The following is a 16,034-nucleotide window of genomic DNA, read 5'->3' as shown; positions in this document are numbered from 1 at the left end:
AGACATTATGGAAGATAATTTGATGGAAAATAATTTGACTACAAATAATGCTACAGCAGCTGCAACTATGGTTGCTGGCGACTTTTCCGCTTCAAAATACAATACGCTACCTGGTCAGGAACGTTACGTAGCACCTCTTGACGATACACCTCTTCAAGAAGTGGATTCCGTAGATGAATCTGCTCCAGCTACAAGCATGTGGGCAGATGCTTGGCGTAGTTTGCGCAGAAACCCACTGTTTATTGTTTCTGCAGTTTTGATTATTGCGATTATTTTTGTTGCACTTTTCCCAAGTGTTCTTACAAAGCACAATCCTAATTATTGCGTTTTGGAACATTCGCTTGAGCCGGCTTCTGCTGCGCATCCGTTCGGATTTGATATGCAAGGCTGTGATATTTATGCTCGAGTCGTATACGGAACTCGTACATCTCTAAGCGTTGGTTTGCTAGCAACCGCTTTGGTTGTGTTAGTTGGCTCGTTAATTGGTGCTTTAGCTGGGTTCTTCGGCGGATGGATTGATGCGATTCTCAGCCGAATCACCGATATCTTCCTGGCTCTACCAATGCTGTTGGGCGCAATCGTAGTTTTGCAAATGTTCCGCACATCTAAGTCGATTTGGAAAATCGTGTTTGTTATGGTTCTCTTTGGATGGGTAGGCGTTGCTCGAATCGCAAGAAGTGCCGTTATGGAATCCAAGAATCTTGAGTTTAATACGGCTTCTACAGCTTTAGGTTCAACTCCAATGCGTAATCTTTTCCGTCATATTATTCCAAACTCGCTGGCTCCAATCATTGTTGTAGGAACAACATCCCTTGGTTCTTACATTGTTTTGGAAGCGACACTTAGCTTCCTTGGTATTGGTTTGCCAACTACGACCGTTAGCTGGGGTGTAGATATTTCTACCGCTAGGAATGTTCTTACTACAAATCCAGAAGTTTTGTTCTATCCGTCTATTGCGCTCGCTATTACTGTTCTCGCCTTTATTATGATGGGCGACGCTGTAAAAGATGCGTTGGATCCAAAGAGCCGTAAGGCGTAAGTTAGCGTGGAGGAATAGTGATTATGAACACAGCAACACGTAAAAATGTAGATACCCTTGCAATGCAACGCGAACAGGGTCCTTTGCTGGAAGTCAAAAATCTTCAGGTTGACTTTACAACGGATTCTAAAAAAGCCGTACACGCTGTTCGCGATGCGAGCTTCAACGTTTACCCAGGTCAGTGGGTTGCAATTGTAGGTGAATCTGGTTCTGGAAAGTCAACTTCCGCAATGGCGGTTCTTGGTTTACTCCCTGGAACAGGTCACGTTACTGGCGGATCTATTAAGCTTAAAGGTCAAGAAATAAGCAATCTAAAGCCTAAAGATTATGCAGCTTTGCGCGGCACAGCAATGGGCTTGGTTCCGCAAGACCCTATGAGCAACTTGAATCCTGTTTGGAGGATTGGTACCCAAGTTAAAGAAGCTCTTCTTGCAAATGGCGTTGACGTTAGTCATGAAAAGCGTTCCGCTCTTGCAGAAGCTTTAGCAGGAGATGCTGTAGAAGTTAAAAGCAACGAAGACGAAATCTTCCTTGGTTCTAAAGAACTTACGGCATTATTGGACGCTGCAAAGCAGGCTTTGGCAGAGTCTGGTCTTAGTGAGCAAACGAATGCTGAAAAGTTTAATGAAGCTATGGAATACTACAAAAAAGAGTGGGTTCCAGGCTCTGAAACTCGTTGGCGCGTTGCAGACGATTTAATCAAGTATGGTGTGAACGACGACAAAGCTTGGGGAATCGCCAAAAAGTATGTTATTGGAGCAAGTGTTGAAGACCGCATTGCTGGTTTGCTAGATGAAGCTGGTTTACCAGATGCAGCAACGCGTGCAAGGCAATTCCCACATGAGTTTTCTGGCGGTATGCGTCAGCGCGCTTTGATTGCTATCGGCTTGGCTTGCCGACCAGACTTGCTTATTGCAGATGAGCCAACTTCCGCTCTCGACGTAACTGTGCAAAAGCGTATTCTTGACCATTTGCATACTCTTACAGATTCTCTAGGCACTTCCGTGCTCTTTATTACTCACGATTTAGGTTTGGCTGCAGCTCGCGCGCAGCACGTTGTTGTTATGTATAAGGGCCGCGTTGTTGAGTCTGGTCCATCTCTAGATGTGTTGCAACATCCGCAGCATCCGTATACTAAGCGATTAGTTGCAGCGGCTCCAAGCTTGGCTTCTCAGAGAATCATCTCGGTTAAGGAGCATGGAGGCAACGCGGATAATTTGCTTGAGCATCACGTAGTAGGTGAGCAAACTCTTGAAAAGAGCGAGCACATTATTACAGTAGATCACTTAACTCGCGAGTTTAAGCTTCCGCGTAAGAAGGAACTTTTTAAAGCTGTTGACGATGTTTCGTTCTCAATTAAGCGCGGAACAACGTTGGCAATTGTGGGTGAGTCTGGTTCTGGTAAATCTACTGTTGCAAACATGGTTTTGCGACTTCTAAATCCAACAAGTGGAACAGTTACTTACGAAGGCAAGAATATTGCTGATTTCAAGGGCGCTGATTTGCTTGACTTCCGCAGACACGTGCAACCAGTGTTCCAAAATCCTTATGGTTCACTCGACCCAATGTATTCAATTTATCGTTCTATTGAGGAGCCTTTGCGCATTCATAAGATTGGCGATAAAAAGAGTAGACAGAATCGTGTGCGCGAGCTTTTGGATATGGTTCGCATGCCTGCTTCTGTTATGACTCGCTTCCCGAACGAGCTTTCTGGTGGTCAGCGTCAGCGCATTGCTATTGCGCGTGCTATGGCATTGGATCCAGACGTAATCGTTTGCGATGAGGCTGTGTCTGCTTTGGACGTGCTTGTGCAAGATCAGGTTTTGCATTTGCTTAACGATTTGCAAGCGGAGCGAGGATTAAGCTACTTGTTCATCACTCACGATTTGGCTGTTGTTCGTCAGATTGCGGACGAGGTTGTTGTTATGCAACATGGCAAACTTGTTGAACATGCTACAACCGACGAAGTGTTTGATCATCCTCAAAAGGAATACACTCGCGATCTTCTCGATGCAATCCCAGGTGGAAACTTGGAGCTTGGATTGGATTAATCGCAAGCTGGTTTATGAGTCGCAAAACGAGCGTCTTATAAACTATAAATTTAAAATAAATTTAAATTTAAAATAAAGGTGTGGGAGTCAAAACTTCTGCACCTTTATTTTTGCCTATTTTGTGTTGTGCGCATATTAGAGTGGATCTTATGATTACGATTACGACTTCAAATTTGAATGGGATTCGTGCGGCTTGGCGCAAGGGGATGCTCGATTGGGTTCAAGATCACACGCCAGATGTGTGGTGTATGCAAGAGGTTCGCGCTCCGCAAGATGCGATTGACCCGATTATGGGTAAAATCAAGGATTTGTATGTGTCTAAGAGTGATGAATCTGGGCAAAATAACAGGCGATTTTCTGTTACAAATCAGATTTGTGAAATAAAAGGTAGAGCTGGTGTGGCGCTTGTAACGTCTTTGCCAGTTGTAGAGCAGCGTTACGGTTTGCCTGGTTTAAGCGAGGATGTTGATTCTGGGCGATGGGTGGAAACTGACGTACATACCCCGCAAGGGTATGATATTACTGTTGCTTCTGTGTATGTTCACGCTGGAAACGTTGATGATCCGCAGAAAATGCAGCAAAAATTCCGCTTTCTAGATACTATGTTAAAGCGATTAGGGGAGATTAGAGATATTGCTGCAAGTGGCGGAAATCAAGCGATTTTGTGTGGTGATTTTAATATTGCACACACGCCTCTTGACATTAAAAACGCTAAAGCGAATGAGAAAAGTGCTGGATTTTTGCCAGAGGAACGCGCTTATATTGATCGCTGGATTAACGAGTATGAATTTGTGGACGTTATGCGAATGCTTGCTGGCGATATTCAAGGACCATACACTTGGTGGAGTCAACGAGGTAAAGCTTTTGATAATAACGTTGGTTGGAGATTAGACTATCAGTTTGCAACACCTGAAATTGCAGAAACTGCGTGCGGATTCGTGATTGATCGTGCTCAAAGCTACGATTCTCGCTGGTCTGACCATGCTGCTTTAAACATAAAATATAATGTGTGATTTTGCTTTGCTTGTGATAATCTGGTGAAGTTGAGTAAAAATAGCCATTAGAAATATGTAAAGTATTCATCGAAAAATGGCATTAGAGCTTATTAAGAAGAATCCATTAGAAAAGAGGAACCATGGGATGGTTTAAATCCAAGCGCAAGTCGAAAGCTGCCAAAGATGATGCTGAGAATCTTGCAGAATCTCAATCCCAAAATTCCGCTCTAAGCGAGCTGGCTGCAGGCGGATATGATGCAGACACGTACTTAGGACGCGGAAGTCTTAGAGGTCCATGGGACATATCTGATGAAAAACTACCTAATTTAGGTACTTATGTTGATTTCGGCTCCATATATATTCCATATTTGCAAGGTATAGAGTTGCGAGTAAAAAAGCAGCGTGAAACTGGTCAAGTTCTTGGCATAACTGTTACATATAAATCTTCTAGCATTGAGGTTGAAGCATTTGCAGCTCCTAAAACAGAAGGGATATGGAGTGAAGTTCGTGCGGATTTGCTTAAGGGAAACTCTAATGCTAGGGAAGTGAATGGAGTTTTTGGCAAGGAACTCATACTTCCAGTCAAGGTTGACGATAAGACAGTGGAAACCAGAATTGTTGGTGTAGATGGTCCGCGTTGGATGCTCCGCGGAGTGTTCTCTGGGAGTGCTGCTTTAGAGTCACAAAAAACAAGCGAAGAGACTGTGCTTCTTAACAAGTGGTTTAGTGATATTGTTATAAAGCGCGGAACAGAGCCACTTGCTCCTAGAGATATGATTCCAATGCACGATTTGGTTGTGCCAAGTAGTGCAGGTAAAGATGGTTCTGCTGGATCTGACGATTCTGCTGGTTCTGAAGAAAATCTAGGTCGTCCAAAAGGTCCACTTGGTGCAGATCAGCAAGTAGAAGTCAAAACCACGCTAACTCGTGGACCAATGTTTTCTGAAATCAGATAGTTAAAGTCGATAGTTAAAAGTCGATAGTTAAAAGTCGATAGTTAAAAGTCGATAGTTAAAAGTCGATAGTAAAAGTAAGGCAGCAAAGGATATTGTCTTGGAAAAAAATTCGCGCGGCAAAAAACGCTCAGGATTAGCATCTTTGGCTTCTATTGGATCTGAAGGAAACACGTTTTCTGTTATTGATTCCATTGGTGGAGTTCGAGGCGTAATCGAATCCATGCTGCCAGGCTTGCTGTTTGTTATTTGCTTTGTTGTAACGCGAAACGTACAAACAACAGTTATTGCGTCTGCAGCTCTCGCAGTTTTGCAAGTTGTAGCTCGACTTGTTCAACGCCAATCGATTATGGGCGCGTTAAGTGGGTTGGTTTCTGTAGGGATTTGCCTTATTTGGGTGTGGACGAGTCACCAAGCGCGCGACTACTACATGATGGGCTTTATTACAAATGCTGTATACGGTGCGCTTCTTGCTATTTCGATGATTGTTCGCGTGCCTGCTTTAGGTCTTGTGATTGAGTCAATTCGCAAAATGCCTACGGAAAATTTTGGCTTGTGGCTGCACGAATGGCTTGATTATAAGCCTCTTAAGCGAGCGTACATGTATGTTACTGGATTATGGATTGGTGTTTTTGCGCTGCGACTCGTTTTACAAGTGCCATTATATTTGACAAATCACGTTGTGTGGCTTGGTACAGTTCGATTGATTATGGGTTTGCCGTTCTGGGCGCTCGCAATTTGGGTTTCTTACTTGATTATCGCAACGCCGTTTATGCGTCTTCATCATAAAAATCGCGAAGAAAATTATCGTGAAGAAAATCAGATTGACGAAGATAAAAACGATGTAAATTCAAGTGAAGTAAAATCAGCTTAACTAAACGCAAAGCTAAGGGGTAGTTTATGCAAGTGACGATGCGAATCGAGAGATATGCGGATCAAGGAAGATGCGTAGGTCATCTTGACGGACGCGTTGTATTCGTGCGATTTGCGTTACCTGGTGAGCTGGTTGTTGTGCGCATGGATGAGCCGATGCGTGCAAAAGCGCACTTTTTCACCGGTGAAGTTGTGGAAGTTTTGGAGCCTAGTGTGGATCGTGTGGAGCCGCAATGGAAGCTCGCTGGTCCTTTGGCTCAGGGCGGCGGAGTTGGCGGAGCAGATTTAATTCACGTTTCTTTGCCTGGGCAGATTCGTTGGAAGGCGTCCGTGATTGCCAATCAATTCCAGCGTTTAGCGCATATGGATGTTTCTGCTAGTGATATTACTGTTGAGCGCGTGCCGGGGGATGAGGAGCTTAACGGATTTAATTGGCGTACGCGCATGGAGCTGGTGGCGGATGATGAAGGGCGTTTGTCTATGCGTAAGCGCGAGTCGCATGATCGCATTGCGATTGATACTATGCCACTTGCGTCGCGCGCTGTTTTAGCAGTTGCGGATTCTTTGGATTTGTGGAATCGAGAATTTGAGCCAAATTCGCAAATTCGTCTTGCTGTTCCAGAGCCTAGGGTTGAGGGCTTGGATTTTGGTGTTTATGGTGACAAGGCTGCGCTTCTTGATGCGATTGGCGAAAATTATGCGCTTATAGTAAATGATGAACTGATTGCAGGCTCGGCTTTGTTGCGTGAGCGTGTACGCGTTGCTGTTGATGGTGATTCATCACGTATGCGTACTTTTGATTATGATGTTGACGCGCGCGGTTTTTGGCAGATTCATCGCGCAGCTCCAGAGCATTTGGTGAACTACGTTTTGGGATTAGTTCGTTCTGCTCTTGGTGGGCGTAGTAAGAATACGGTTTTGTGGGATTTGTATTCTGGATCGGGTTTGTTTACTATTCCGCTTGCGACTTTGGCTAATGTTGGCGGAGATTCTTCTGGTGCTGCAGGTGCTCTTGGTGCTGCTGAACCAGCGCGCGTGCTTAGTATTGAGGGTGCGCCGATTGCTGTGAAGAATGCAAGGCGAAACATTGGGCGTGCTGGTCTTAGCAGGGATGTTGTTGAAGCGCTTGAAGGCGATGTTGCGCAAACGCTTGAATCGCAGGTGTTTAAGGCGAGTAAGTCATCTAGGATTGTTCGCCGATTTGCGCATCCTGATGTTGTTGTGTTAGATCCTCCGCGCGCTGGTGCTAAAGCTCAAGTTTGTAAGCAGATTGCGAAGTCTGGAGCAAGAAGCGTTGTGTATGTTGCTTGCGATCCGACTAGTCTTGCTCGCGATGTTGGCACGTTTAGAGAGCTTGGCTACAGTGTTCAGTCTTTGCGCGCGTTCGACTTATATCCGGAAACTCATCATACAGAATCAGTGGCGTTCCTTTGCAAATCGTGACTGTTTCAAAATATCGTTTTGATGACACCTACTTGCGTGCAGTTTAGTTCCTGCGTTTTAGGTCTCTTAGCGAGGGATATCGTTAAAAGGTTTAATGCGAAGCGGCTTTAAGCTGGATTCATCGCGATTTTTGAGTGTGATTTTGCTGTTTGAGGAAACATATCGAAGTTCTAGGGTTGAGTGTAATAAGTTCAATGATTGTTGCTTGTGCACAGTGTGATATACAAATGTATCAATCACTTGGATTTTCAATTAAGATTGGGAACTTGTTTGCATTTGAACCATAAGTCACAGTTATTAGATAAAAAATAAAGGAGTAAACTATGGAACATAATTGCGGATTTATTAACGATAAAAAAGCATTTAGATATAGAGCAGCAGCCATCATAGTAGAAGAAGGTTGTGTGCTATTTGCAGGAAATGATGAGGACGACTATTACTACTCAGTTGGCGGAGCGGTTCACATCGGTGAGACATCAGAAGAAGCTGTAAAGAGAGAAGTATTTGAAGAGACAGGTCTTAATTACGAGGTCGATCACCTTGCCGTCATACACGAGAACTTATTCATCGGCAGCTCCGGCTTAGATGGAGTAGACTTCCATGAGCTTACACTCTACTACTTGATGAAGTCCATGGGCAAAAGAGATTTTACGAGCCATAGTACTACAGAGTCAGGTGCTAAAGAGACAATGCATTGGTTATCTATAGATGAGCTTGATAAGTGCAAGGCTTACCCGACATTTATGAAAGAATATCTTAAATCGGAGCATAGTGGAATAGAGCATATAATTTCAGATGAAAGATATTAATGAATCCCGCTATTATGGTAAGAGATCGTTACATAAATATTATTTCTAGTTTCTTAACTCTTGTATGCAATGAAACTTTTCCTTCTGAACTCTGAAACTGTTTGCTTTCTGTGTTATATATTCCAACACTCAATCCATACAAAATCAGTAGCGCTCCTTTACAAATCGTGACTGTTTCAAAATAGCGTTTTGATGACACCTACTTGCGTGCAGTTTAGTTCCTGCGTTTAGGCTTTGCGTAGCAAGGCTTGGTGAGGGCTATCGTTAAAATGTTTAGCATGCGGTGGATCTAAGCCGGGTTCTCGCGATTTTTGAGCGTGATTTTTGCGTTTTTAATATTACGTATAAGTGTAATTTTCTAATGTTAATGTTAATGCAGTGCCATTGCAATGCCAATGCAATGTTGTATAATCGCCGTAAGAAATAAGGGGTGATTGTATGGCGAAAACAGCTAACTTGTATACTCGTATTGATCCAGAGTTAAAAGAGCAGGCAGAGTATATATTGAATTCTTTGGGTCTTCCTCCTTCGAGTGCTATTACCATGTTTTATAAGCAGGTTGTTTTACAGCAAGGGCTTCCTTTTGATGTGAAATTGGGTTATAGAGAGCCGTGTGATGTGAGTTCTATGACTCAAGGTGAGTTGAATGATGAGTTGGAAAAGGGTTATAAGTCGGTTTTGTCTGGTGATGTGAAGCCTGCGAGTAAGGTTTTTGAATCTTTGCATAAGGAATTTGACTTATGATTTACGCTGTGCACATTTCGCGTGAGGCTGAGGAAGACTTGCGTGGTATTTACGCTTATATTGCGTTTAATTTACTGTCTTTGAAAAACGCGCAGGGGCAGGTAAATAGGTTGGAGAAAGCAATATTGAGTCTTGATGAGTTTCCTCTTGTGCATCGTTTAGTTAGTTTTGAGCCATGGAGAAGTAGAGGTTTAAGGTTCATGGCGTGTGATAATTTTCTTATTTTTTATTTTGTTTTTGAAGAAAAGCATGAAGTTGTGGTTTCTCGTGTGCTTTATGGGAAAAGAGATATTGAGAAAGTTATAAATGGCAATTAAAGTTTTAACGATAGCTTTTTCCTATCGTTAAAAAGTGCGCACAATATCTATAGTGTGCACTCAAAAAAGTGTAAATATACTACCCATTCACTCAATACATACAGAATCGGTTGCGTTCCTTTACAAATCGTGACTGTTTCGAAATAGCGTTTTGATGACACCTACTATGTGCGCAGTTTAGTTCCTGCGTTTAGGCTTTGCGTAGCAAGGCTTAGCGAGGGCTATCGTTAAAAGGTGCACACACTTTGCACCCAGCTGTTTATGTGCGGAAATGTGTTTTAAGAACAATTTTTATATTGCAGTTTTGTTAAAAATTGTTTTTATTGATTTTTTTTTTATCGTTTATTTGAATATATTCAAAGATGGTTTTTCTTAAATAAGATATGTTTTGAATCACAATATAAGAGATTGTGTGTGTAAGCGAGCAGTGATATAGAAAAAGGAGCTGGGTTTGTGGCTCAGCTCCTTTTTCTAATTATTTTCAATTATTAGTTTACTTTTGTTTAATTTTGTAGGTGAACTTTTTACTCGCGATTCTTCTTGCGAGAGAAGAATGCTGCTGCAGCTCCCAGTACACCAATCATTGCGCTGATCAATCCTACTCGTTCCACTTCAGCACCAGTGTTTACTAATTGGGACGAATGCTTTGCAGGAACCTTGTTGCCAGACTTAGTAGATGCGTTGGAACCTGAAGCACCAGTGGATGCATTACCAGCTTTGCTGTTGCCAGCATTGCCGTTGCCAGTATTACCAGTTTCAGCGTTACCAGCGTTGTTAGCATTATCAGCGCTACTTGATCCATTGGTGCTATTTTGAGCGCCGGAATCTGTAGAGCTGCTACCACCAGTAGTAGATCCGCTATCTGAACCGCCATTATTAGACGTGGAATCGTTACCCGAATCAGATTCAGAACTATTGCTGTTTCCAGTCTCAGAACCAGAATCAGAACCAGAACCAGAATCAGAACCAGAATCAGAACCAGAACCAGAATCAGAACCAGAACCGGAATTTCCGTCGTTGTTTCCGGCTTTACCAGTGGCTTTTTCGCTCTTGGTACCGTTCTTAGAGTTTTGAGCGGTTACATCACTATTGTCTTTGATTTTGTTTGCTGGAATAGTGACTTCACCAGTGGTTTTATCAACGGTTACGCCTTCTGGAATGTTTTCACCAGTCCAGTTTCCGTCATTGCCTTTCTTGACAGTGATGGTCTTTTCGTTGTTTTCACCTTCTGGCGTATAAGTGATTTCCAGACTATCAGTACCGGTTGCTGGAGTGATCTTGGCTGAGCCTTGACCGTCTCCGTTTGCTGGGGTAGTGACGGTTGGAGCAGCTGGCTTAGTTTCAGGAGTGGTTGATGGGTTAGTTCCTGTTTTACCAGTGGCTTTTTCGCTCTTGGTACCGTTCTTAGAGTTTTGAGCGGTTACATCACTATTGTCTTTGATTTTGTTTGCTGGAATAGTGACTTCACCAGTGGTTTTATCAACGGTTACGCCTTCTGGAATGTTTTCACCAGTCCAGTTTCCGTCATTGCCTTTCTTGACAGTGATGGTCTTTTCGTTGTTTTCACCTTCTGGCGTATAAGTGATTTCCAGACTATCAGTACCGGTTGCTGGAGTGATCTTGGCTGAGCCTTGACCGTCTCCGTTTGCTGGGGTAGTGACGGTTGGAGCAGCTGGCTTAGTTTCAGGAGTGGTTGATGGGTTAGTTCCTGTTTTACCAGTGGCTTTTTCGCTCTTGGTACCGTTCTTAGAGTTTTGAGCGGTTACATCACTATTGTCTTTGATTTTGTTTGCTGGAATAGTGACTTCACCAGTGGTTTTATCAACGGTTACGCCTTCTGGAATGTTTTCACCAGTCCAGTTTCCGTCATTGCCTTTCTTGACAGTGATGGTCTTTTCGTTGTTTTCACCTTCTGGCGTATAAGTGATTTCCAGACTATCAGTACCGGTTGCTGGAGTGATCTTGGCTGAGCCTTGACCGTCTCCGTTTGCTGGGGTAGTGACGGTTGGAGCAGCTGGCTTAGTTTCAGGAGTGGTTGATGGGTTAGTTCCTGTTTTACCAGTGGCTTTTTCGCTCTTGGTACCGTTCTTAGAGTTTTGAGCGGTTACATCACTATTGTCTTTGATTTTGTTTGCTGGAATAGTGACTTCACCAGTGGTTTTATCAACGGTTACGCCTTCTGGAATGTTTTCACCAGTCCAGTTTCCGTCATTGCCTTTCTTGACAGTGATGGTCTTTTCGTTGTTTTCACCTTCTGGCGTATAAGTGATTTCCAGACTATCAGTACCGGTTGCTGGAGTGATCTTGGCTGAGCCTTGACCGTCTCCGTTTGCTGGGGTAGTGACGGTTGGAGCAGCTGGCTTAGTTTCAGGAGTGGTTGATGGGTTAGTTCCTGTTTTACCAGTGGCTTTTTCGCTCTTGGTACCGTTCTTAGAGTTTTGAGCGGTTACATCACTATTGTCTTTGATTTTGTTTGCTGGAATAGTGACTTCACCAGTGGTTTTATCAACGGTTACGCCTTCTGGAATGTTTTCACCAGTCCAGTTTCCGTCATTGCCTTTCTTGACAGTGATGGTCTTTTCGTTGTTTTCACCTTCTGGCGTATAAGTGATTTCCAGACTATCAGTACCGGTTGCTGGAGTGATCTTGGCTGAGCCTTGACCGTCTCCGTTTGCTGGGGTAGTGACGGTTGGAGCAGCTGGCTTAGTTTCAGGAGTGGTTGATGGGTTAGTTCCTGTTTTACCAGTGGCTTTTTCGCTCTTGGTACCGTTCTTAGAGTTTTGAGCGGTTACATCACTATTGTCTTTGATTTTGTTTGCTGGAATAGTGACTTCACCAGTGGTTTTATCAACGGTTACGCCTTCTGGAATGTTTTCACCAGTCCAGTTTCCGTCATTGCCTTTCTTGACAGTGATGGTCTTTTCGTTGTTTTCACCTTCTGGCGTATAAGTGATTTCCAGACTATCAGTACCGGTTGCTGGAGTGATCTTGGCTGAGCCTTGACCGTCTCCGTTTGCTGGGGTAGTGACGGTTGGAGCAGCTGGCTTAGTTTCAGGAGTGGTTGATGGGTTAGTTCCTGTTTTACCAGTGGCTTTTTCGCTCTTGGTACCGTTCTTAGAGTTTTGAGCGGTTACATCACTATTGTCTTTGATTTTGTTTGCTGGAATAGTGACTTCACCAGTGGTTTTATCAACGGTTACGCCTTCTGGAATGTTTTCACCAGTCCAGTTTCCGTCATTGCCTTTCTTGACAGTGATGGTCTTTTCGTTGTTTTCACCTTCTGGCGTATAAGTGATTTCCAGACTATCAGTACCGGTTGCTGGAGTGATCTTGGCTGAGCCTTGACCGTCTCCGTTTGCTGGGGTAGTGACGGTTGGAGCAGCTGGCTTAGTTTCAGGAGTGGTTGATGGGTTAGTTCCTGTTTTACCAGTGGCTTTTTCGCTCTTGGTACCGTTCTTAGAGTTTTGAGCGGTTACATCACTATTGTCTTTGATTTTGTTTGCTGGAATAGTGACTTCACCAGTGGTTTTATCAACGGTTACGCCTTCTGGAATGTTTTCACCAGTCCAGTTTCCGTCATTGCCTTTCTTGACAGTGATGGTCTTTTCGTTGTTTTCACCTTCTGGCGTATAAGTGATTTCCAGACTATCAGTACCGGTTGCTGGAGTGATCTTGGCTGAGCCTTGACCGTCTCCGTTTGCTGGGGTAGTGACGGTTGGAGCAGCTGGCTTAGTTTCAGGAGTGGTTGATGGGTTAGTTCCTGTTTTACCAGTGGCTTTTTCGCTCTTGGTACCGTTCTTAGAGTTTTGAGCGGTTACATCACTATTGTCTTTGATTTTGTTTGCTGGAATAGTGACTTCACCAGTGGTTTTATCAACGGTTACGCCTTCTGGAATGTTTTCACCAGTCCAGTTTCCGTCATTGCCTTTCTTGACAGTGATGGTCTTTTCGTTGTTTTCACCTTCTGGCGTATAAGTGATTTCCAGACTATCAGTACCGGTTGCTGGAGTGATCTTGGCTGAGCCTTGACCGTCTCCGTTTGCTGGGGTAGTGACGGTTGGAGCAGCTGGCTTAGTTTCAGGAGTGGTTGATGGGTTAGTTCCTGTTTTACCAGTGGCTTTTTCGCTCTTGGTACCGTTCTTAGAGTTTTGAGCGGTTACATCACTATTGTCTTTGATTTTGTTTGCTGGAATAGTGACTTCACCAGTGGTTTTATCAACGGTTACGCCTTCTGGAATGTTTTCACCAGTCCAGTTTCCGTCATTGCCTTTCTTGACAGTGATGGTCTTTTCGTTGTTTTCACCTTCTGGCGTATAAGTGATTTCCAGACTATCAGTACCGGTTGCTGGAGTGATCTTGGCTGAGCCTTGACCGTCTCCGTTTGCTGGGGTAGTGACGGTTGGAGCAGCTGGCTTAGTTTCAGGAGTGGTTGATGGGTTAGTTCCTGTTTTACCAGTGGCTTTTTCGCTCTTGGTACCGTTCTTAGAGTTTTGAGCGGTTACATCACTATTGTCTTTGATTTTGTTTGCTGGAATAGTGACTTCACCAGTGGTTTTATCAACGGTTACGCCTTCTGGAATGTTTTCACCAGTCCAGTTTCCGTCATTGCCTTTCTTGACAGTGATGGTCTTTTCGTTGTTTTCACCTTCTGGCGTATAAGTGATTTCCAGACTATCAGTACCGGTTGCTGGAGTGATCTTGGCTGAGCCTTGACCGTCTCCGTTTGCTGGGGTAGTGACGGTTGGAGCAGCTGGCTTAGTTTCAGGAGTGGTTGATGGGTTAGTTCCTGTTTTACCAGTGGCTTTTTCGCTCTTGGTACCGTTCTTAGAGTTTTGAGCGGTTACATCACTATTGTCTTTGATTTTGTTTGCTGGAATAGTGACTTCACCAGTGGTTTTATCAACGGTTACGCCTTCTGGAATGTTTTCACCAGTCCAGTTTCCGTCATTGCCTTTCTTGACAGTGATGGTCTTTTCGTTGTTTTCACCTTCTGGCGTATAAGTGATTTCCAGACTATCAGTACCGGTTGCTGGAGTGATCTTGGCTGAGCCTTGACCGTCTCCGTTTGCTGGGGTAGTGACGGTTGGAGCAGCTGGCTTAGTTTCAGGAGTGGTTGATGGGTTAGTTCCTGTTTTACCAGTGGCTTTTTCGCTCTTGGTACCGTTCTTAGAGTTTTGAGCGGTTACATCACTATTGTCTTTGATTTTGTTTGCTGGAATAGTGACTTCACCAGTGGTTTTATCAACGGTTACGCCTTCTGGAATGTTTTCACCAGTCCAGTTTCCGTCATTGCCTTTCTTGACAGTGATGGTCTTTTCGTTGTTTTCACCTTCTGGCGTATAAGTGATTTCCAGACTATCAGTACCGGTTGCTGGAGTGATCTTGGCTGAGCCTTGACCGTCTCCGTTTGCTGGGGTAGTGACGGTTGGAGCAGCTGGCTTAGTTTCAGGAGTGGTTGATGGGTTAGTTCCTGTTTTACCAGTGGCTTTTTCGCTCTTGGTACCGTTCTTAGAGTTTTGAGCGGTTACATCACTATTGTCTTTGATTTTGTTTGCTGGAATAGTGACTTCACCAGTGGTTTTATCAACGGTTACGCCTTCTGGAATGTTTTCACCAGTCCAGTTTCCGTCATTGCCTTTCTTGACAGTGATGGTCTTTTCGTTGTTTTCACCTTCTGGCGTATAAGTGATTTCCAGACTATCAGTACCGGTTGCTGGAGTGATCTTGGCTGAGCCTTGACCGTCTCCGTTTGCTGGGGTAGTGACGGTTGGAGCAGCTGGCTTAGTTTCAGGAGTGGTTGATGGGTTAGTTCCTGTTTTACCAGTGGCTTTTTCGCTCTTGGTACCGTTCTTAGAGTTTTGAGCGGTTACATCACTATTGTCTTTGATTTTGTTTGCTGGAATAGTGACTTCACCAGTGGTTTTATCAACGGTTACGCCTTCTGGAATGTTTTCACCAGTCCAGTTTCCGTCATTGCCTTTCTTGACAGTGATGGTCTTTTCGTTGTTTTCACCTTCTGGCGTATAAGTGATTTCCAGACTATCAGTACCGGTTGCTGGAGTGATCTTGGCTGAGCCTTGACCGTCTCCGTTTGCTGGGGTAGTGACGGTTGGAGCAGCTGGCTTAGTTTCAGGAGTGGTTGATGGGTTAGTTCCTGTTTTACCAGTGGCTTTTTCGCTCTTGGTACCGTTCTTAGAGTTTTGAGCGGTTACATCACTATTGTCTTTGATTTTGTTTGCTGGAATAGTGACTTCACCAGTGGTTTTATCAACGGTTACGCCTTCTGGAATGTTTTCACCAGTCCAGTTTCCGTCATTGCCTTTCTTGACAGTGATGGTCTTTTCGTTGTTTTCACCTTCTGGCGTATAAGTGATTTCCAGACTATCAGTACCGGTTGCTGGAGTGATCTTGGCTGAGCCTTGACCGTCTCCGTTTGCTGGGGTAGTGACGGTTGGAGCAGCTGGCTTAGTTTCAGGAGTGGTTGATGGGTTAGTTCCTGTTTTACCAGTGGCTTTTTCGCTCTTGGTACCGTTCTTAGAGTTTTGAGCGGTTACATCACTATTGTCTTTGATTTTGTTTGCTGGAATAGTGACTTCACCAGTGGTTTTATCAACGGTTACGCCTTCTGGAATGTTTTCACCAGTCCAGTTTCCGTCATTGCCTTTCTTGACAGTGATGGTCTTTTCGTTGTTTTCACCTTCTGGCGTATAAGTGATTTCCAGACTATCAGTACCGGTTGCTGGAGTGATCTTGGCTGAGCCTTGACCGTCTCCGTTTGCTGGGGTAGTGACGGTTGGAGCAGCTGGCTTC

General features: G+C 44.1%; 9 protein-coding genes and 1 pseudogene. 9 read left to right on the top strand and 1 reads right to left on the bottom strand.

Going from position 1 to position 16,034, the window contains the following annotated elements; translation table 11 throughout:
• Positions 1-7: 7 nt before the first annotated feature.
• The 9 genes from ABVC65_RS00130 (at position 8) to ABVC65_RS00090 (ending at position 9,224) form a co-directional block, all read left to right on the top strand.
• Complete coding sequence (locus tag ABVC65_RS00130; RefSeq protein WP_353582289.1) at positions 8-1,039, top strand: ABC transporter permease; 1,032 nt, start codon at positions 8-10, stop codon at positions 1,037-1,039.
• A gap of 23 nt (positions 1,040-1,062) precedes the next feature.
• Positions 1,063-3,090 carry an ABC transporter ATP-binding protein gene (locus ABVC65_RS00125; RefSeq protein ID WP_353582288.1) on the top strand — a complete coding sequence of 676 codons (2,028 nt, stop codon included), beginning with the start codon at positions 1,063-1,065 and terminating at the stop codon, positions 3,088-3,090.
• A gap of 149 nt (positions 3,091-3,239) precedes the next feature.
• Positions 3,240-4,103: an exodeoxyribonuclease III gene (locus ABVC65_RS00120; RefSeq protein WP_353582287.1), complete on the top strand. Its 864-nt coding sequence runs from the start codon at positions 3,240-3,242 to the stop codon at positions 4,101-4,103.
• A 122-nt stretch (positions 4,104-4,225) separates the two neighbouring features.
• Positions 4,226-5,041 carry a DUF3710 domain-containing protein gene (locus ABVC65_RS00115; RefSeq protein WP_004123629.1) on the top strand — a complete coding sequence of 272 codons (816 nt, stop codon included), beginning with the start codon at positions 4,226-4,228 and terminating at the stop codon, positions 5,039-5,041.
• A 97-nt stretch (positions 5,042-5,138) separates the two neighbouring features.
• Positions 5,139-5,912: a DUF3159 domain-containing protein gene (locus ABVC65_RS00110; RefSeq protein ID WP_353582286.1), complete on the top strand. Its 774-nt coding sequence runs from the start codon at positions 5,139-5,141 to the stop codon at positions 5,910-5,912.
• 26 nt (positions 5,913-5,938) lie between these two features.
• Entirely contained in the window at positions 5,939-7,354 is a 1,416-nt protein-coding gene (locus ABVC65_RS00105; protein WP_353582285.1) for a class I SAM-dependent RNA methyltransferase, read from the top strand.
• A gap of 323 nt (positions 7,355-7,677) precedes the next feature.
• Entirely contained in the window at positions 7,678-8,163 is a 486-nt protein-coding gene (locus ABVC65_RS00100) for an NUDIX hydrolase (protein WP_353582284.1), read from the top strand.
• Between the two features lie 438 nt (positions 8,164-8,601).
• Positions 8,602-8,907, top strand: a complete 306-nt coding sequence (locus tag ABVC65_RS00095) for a type II toxin-antitoxin system RelB/DinJ family antitoxin (RefSeq protein ID WP_353582283.1) — start codon at positions 8,602-8,604, stop codon at positions 8,905-8,907.
• Positions 8,904-9,224 carry a type II toxin-antitoxin system RelE/ParE family toxin gene (locus ABVC65_RS00090; protein ID WP_016809114.1) on the top strand — a complete coding sequence of 107 codons (321 nt, stop codon included), beginning with the start codon at positions 8,904-8,906 and terminating at the stop codon, positions 9,222-9,224. Before ABVC65_RS00095 ends, ABVC65_RS00090 begins: the two co-directional genes overlap by 4 nt.
• Positions 9,225-9,748: 524 nt before the next feature.
• On the opposite strand, the pseudogene ABVC65_RS00085 reads toward ABVC65_RS00090, so the two are convergent.
• Positions 9,749-16,034 (bottom strand): annotated as a pseudogene (locus tag ABVC65_RS00085) (hypothetical protein); the annotation flags it as partial.

Origin of the sequence: Gardnerella vaginalis, from assembly GCF_040427915.1 — a bacterium.
In the GTDB taxonomy this organism is placed as follows: Bacteria; Actinomycetota; Actinomycetes; order Actinomycetales; family Bifidobacteriaceae; genus Bifidobacterium; species Bifidobacterium vaginale_C.
This window is presented reverse-complemented; position numbering and strand designations above follow the sequence as displayed.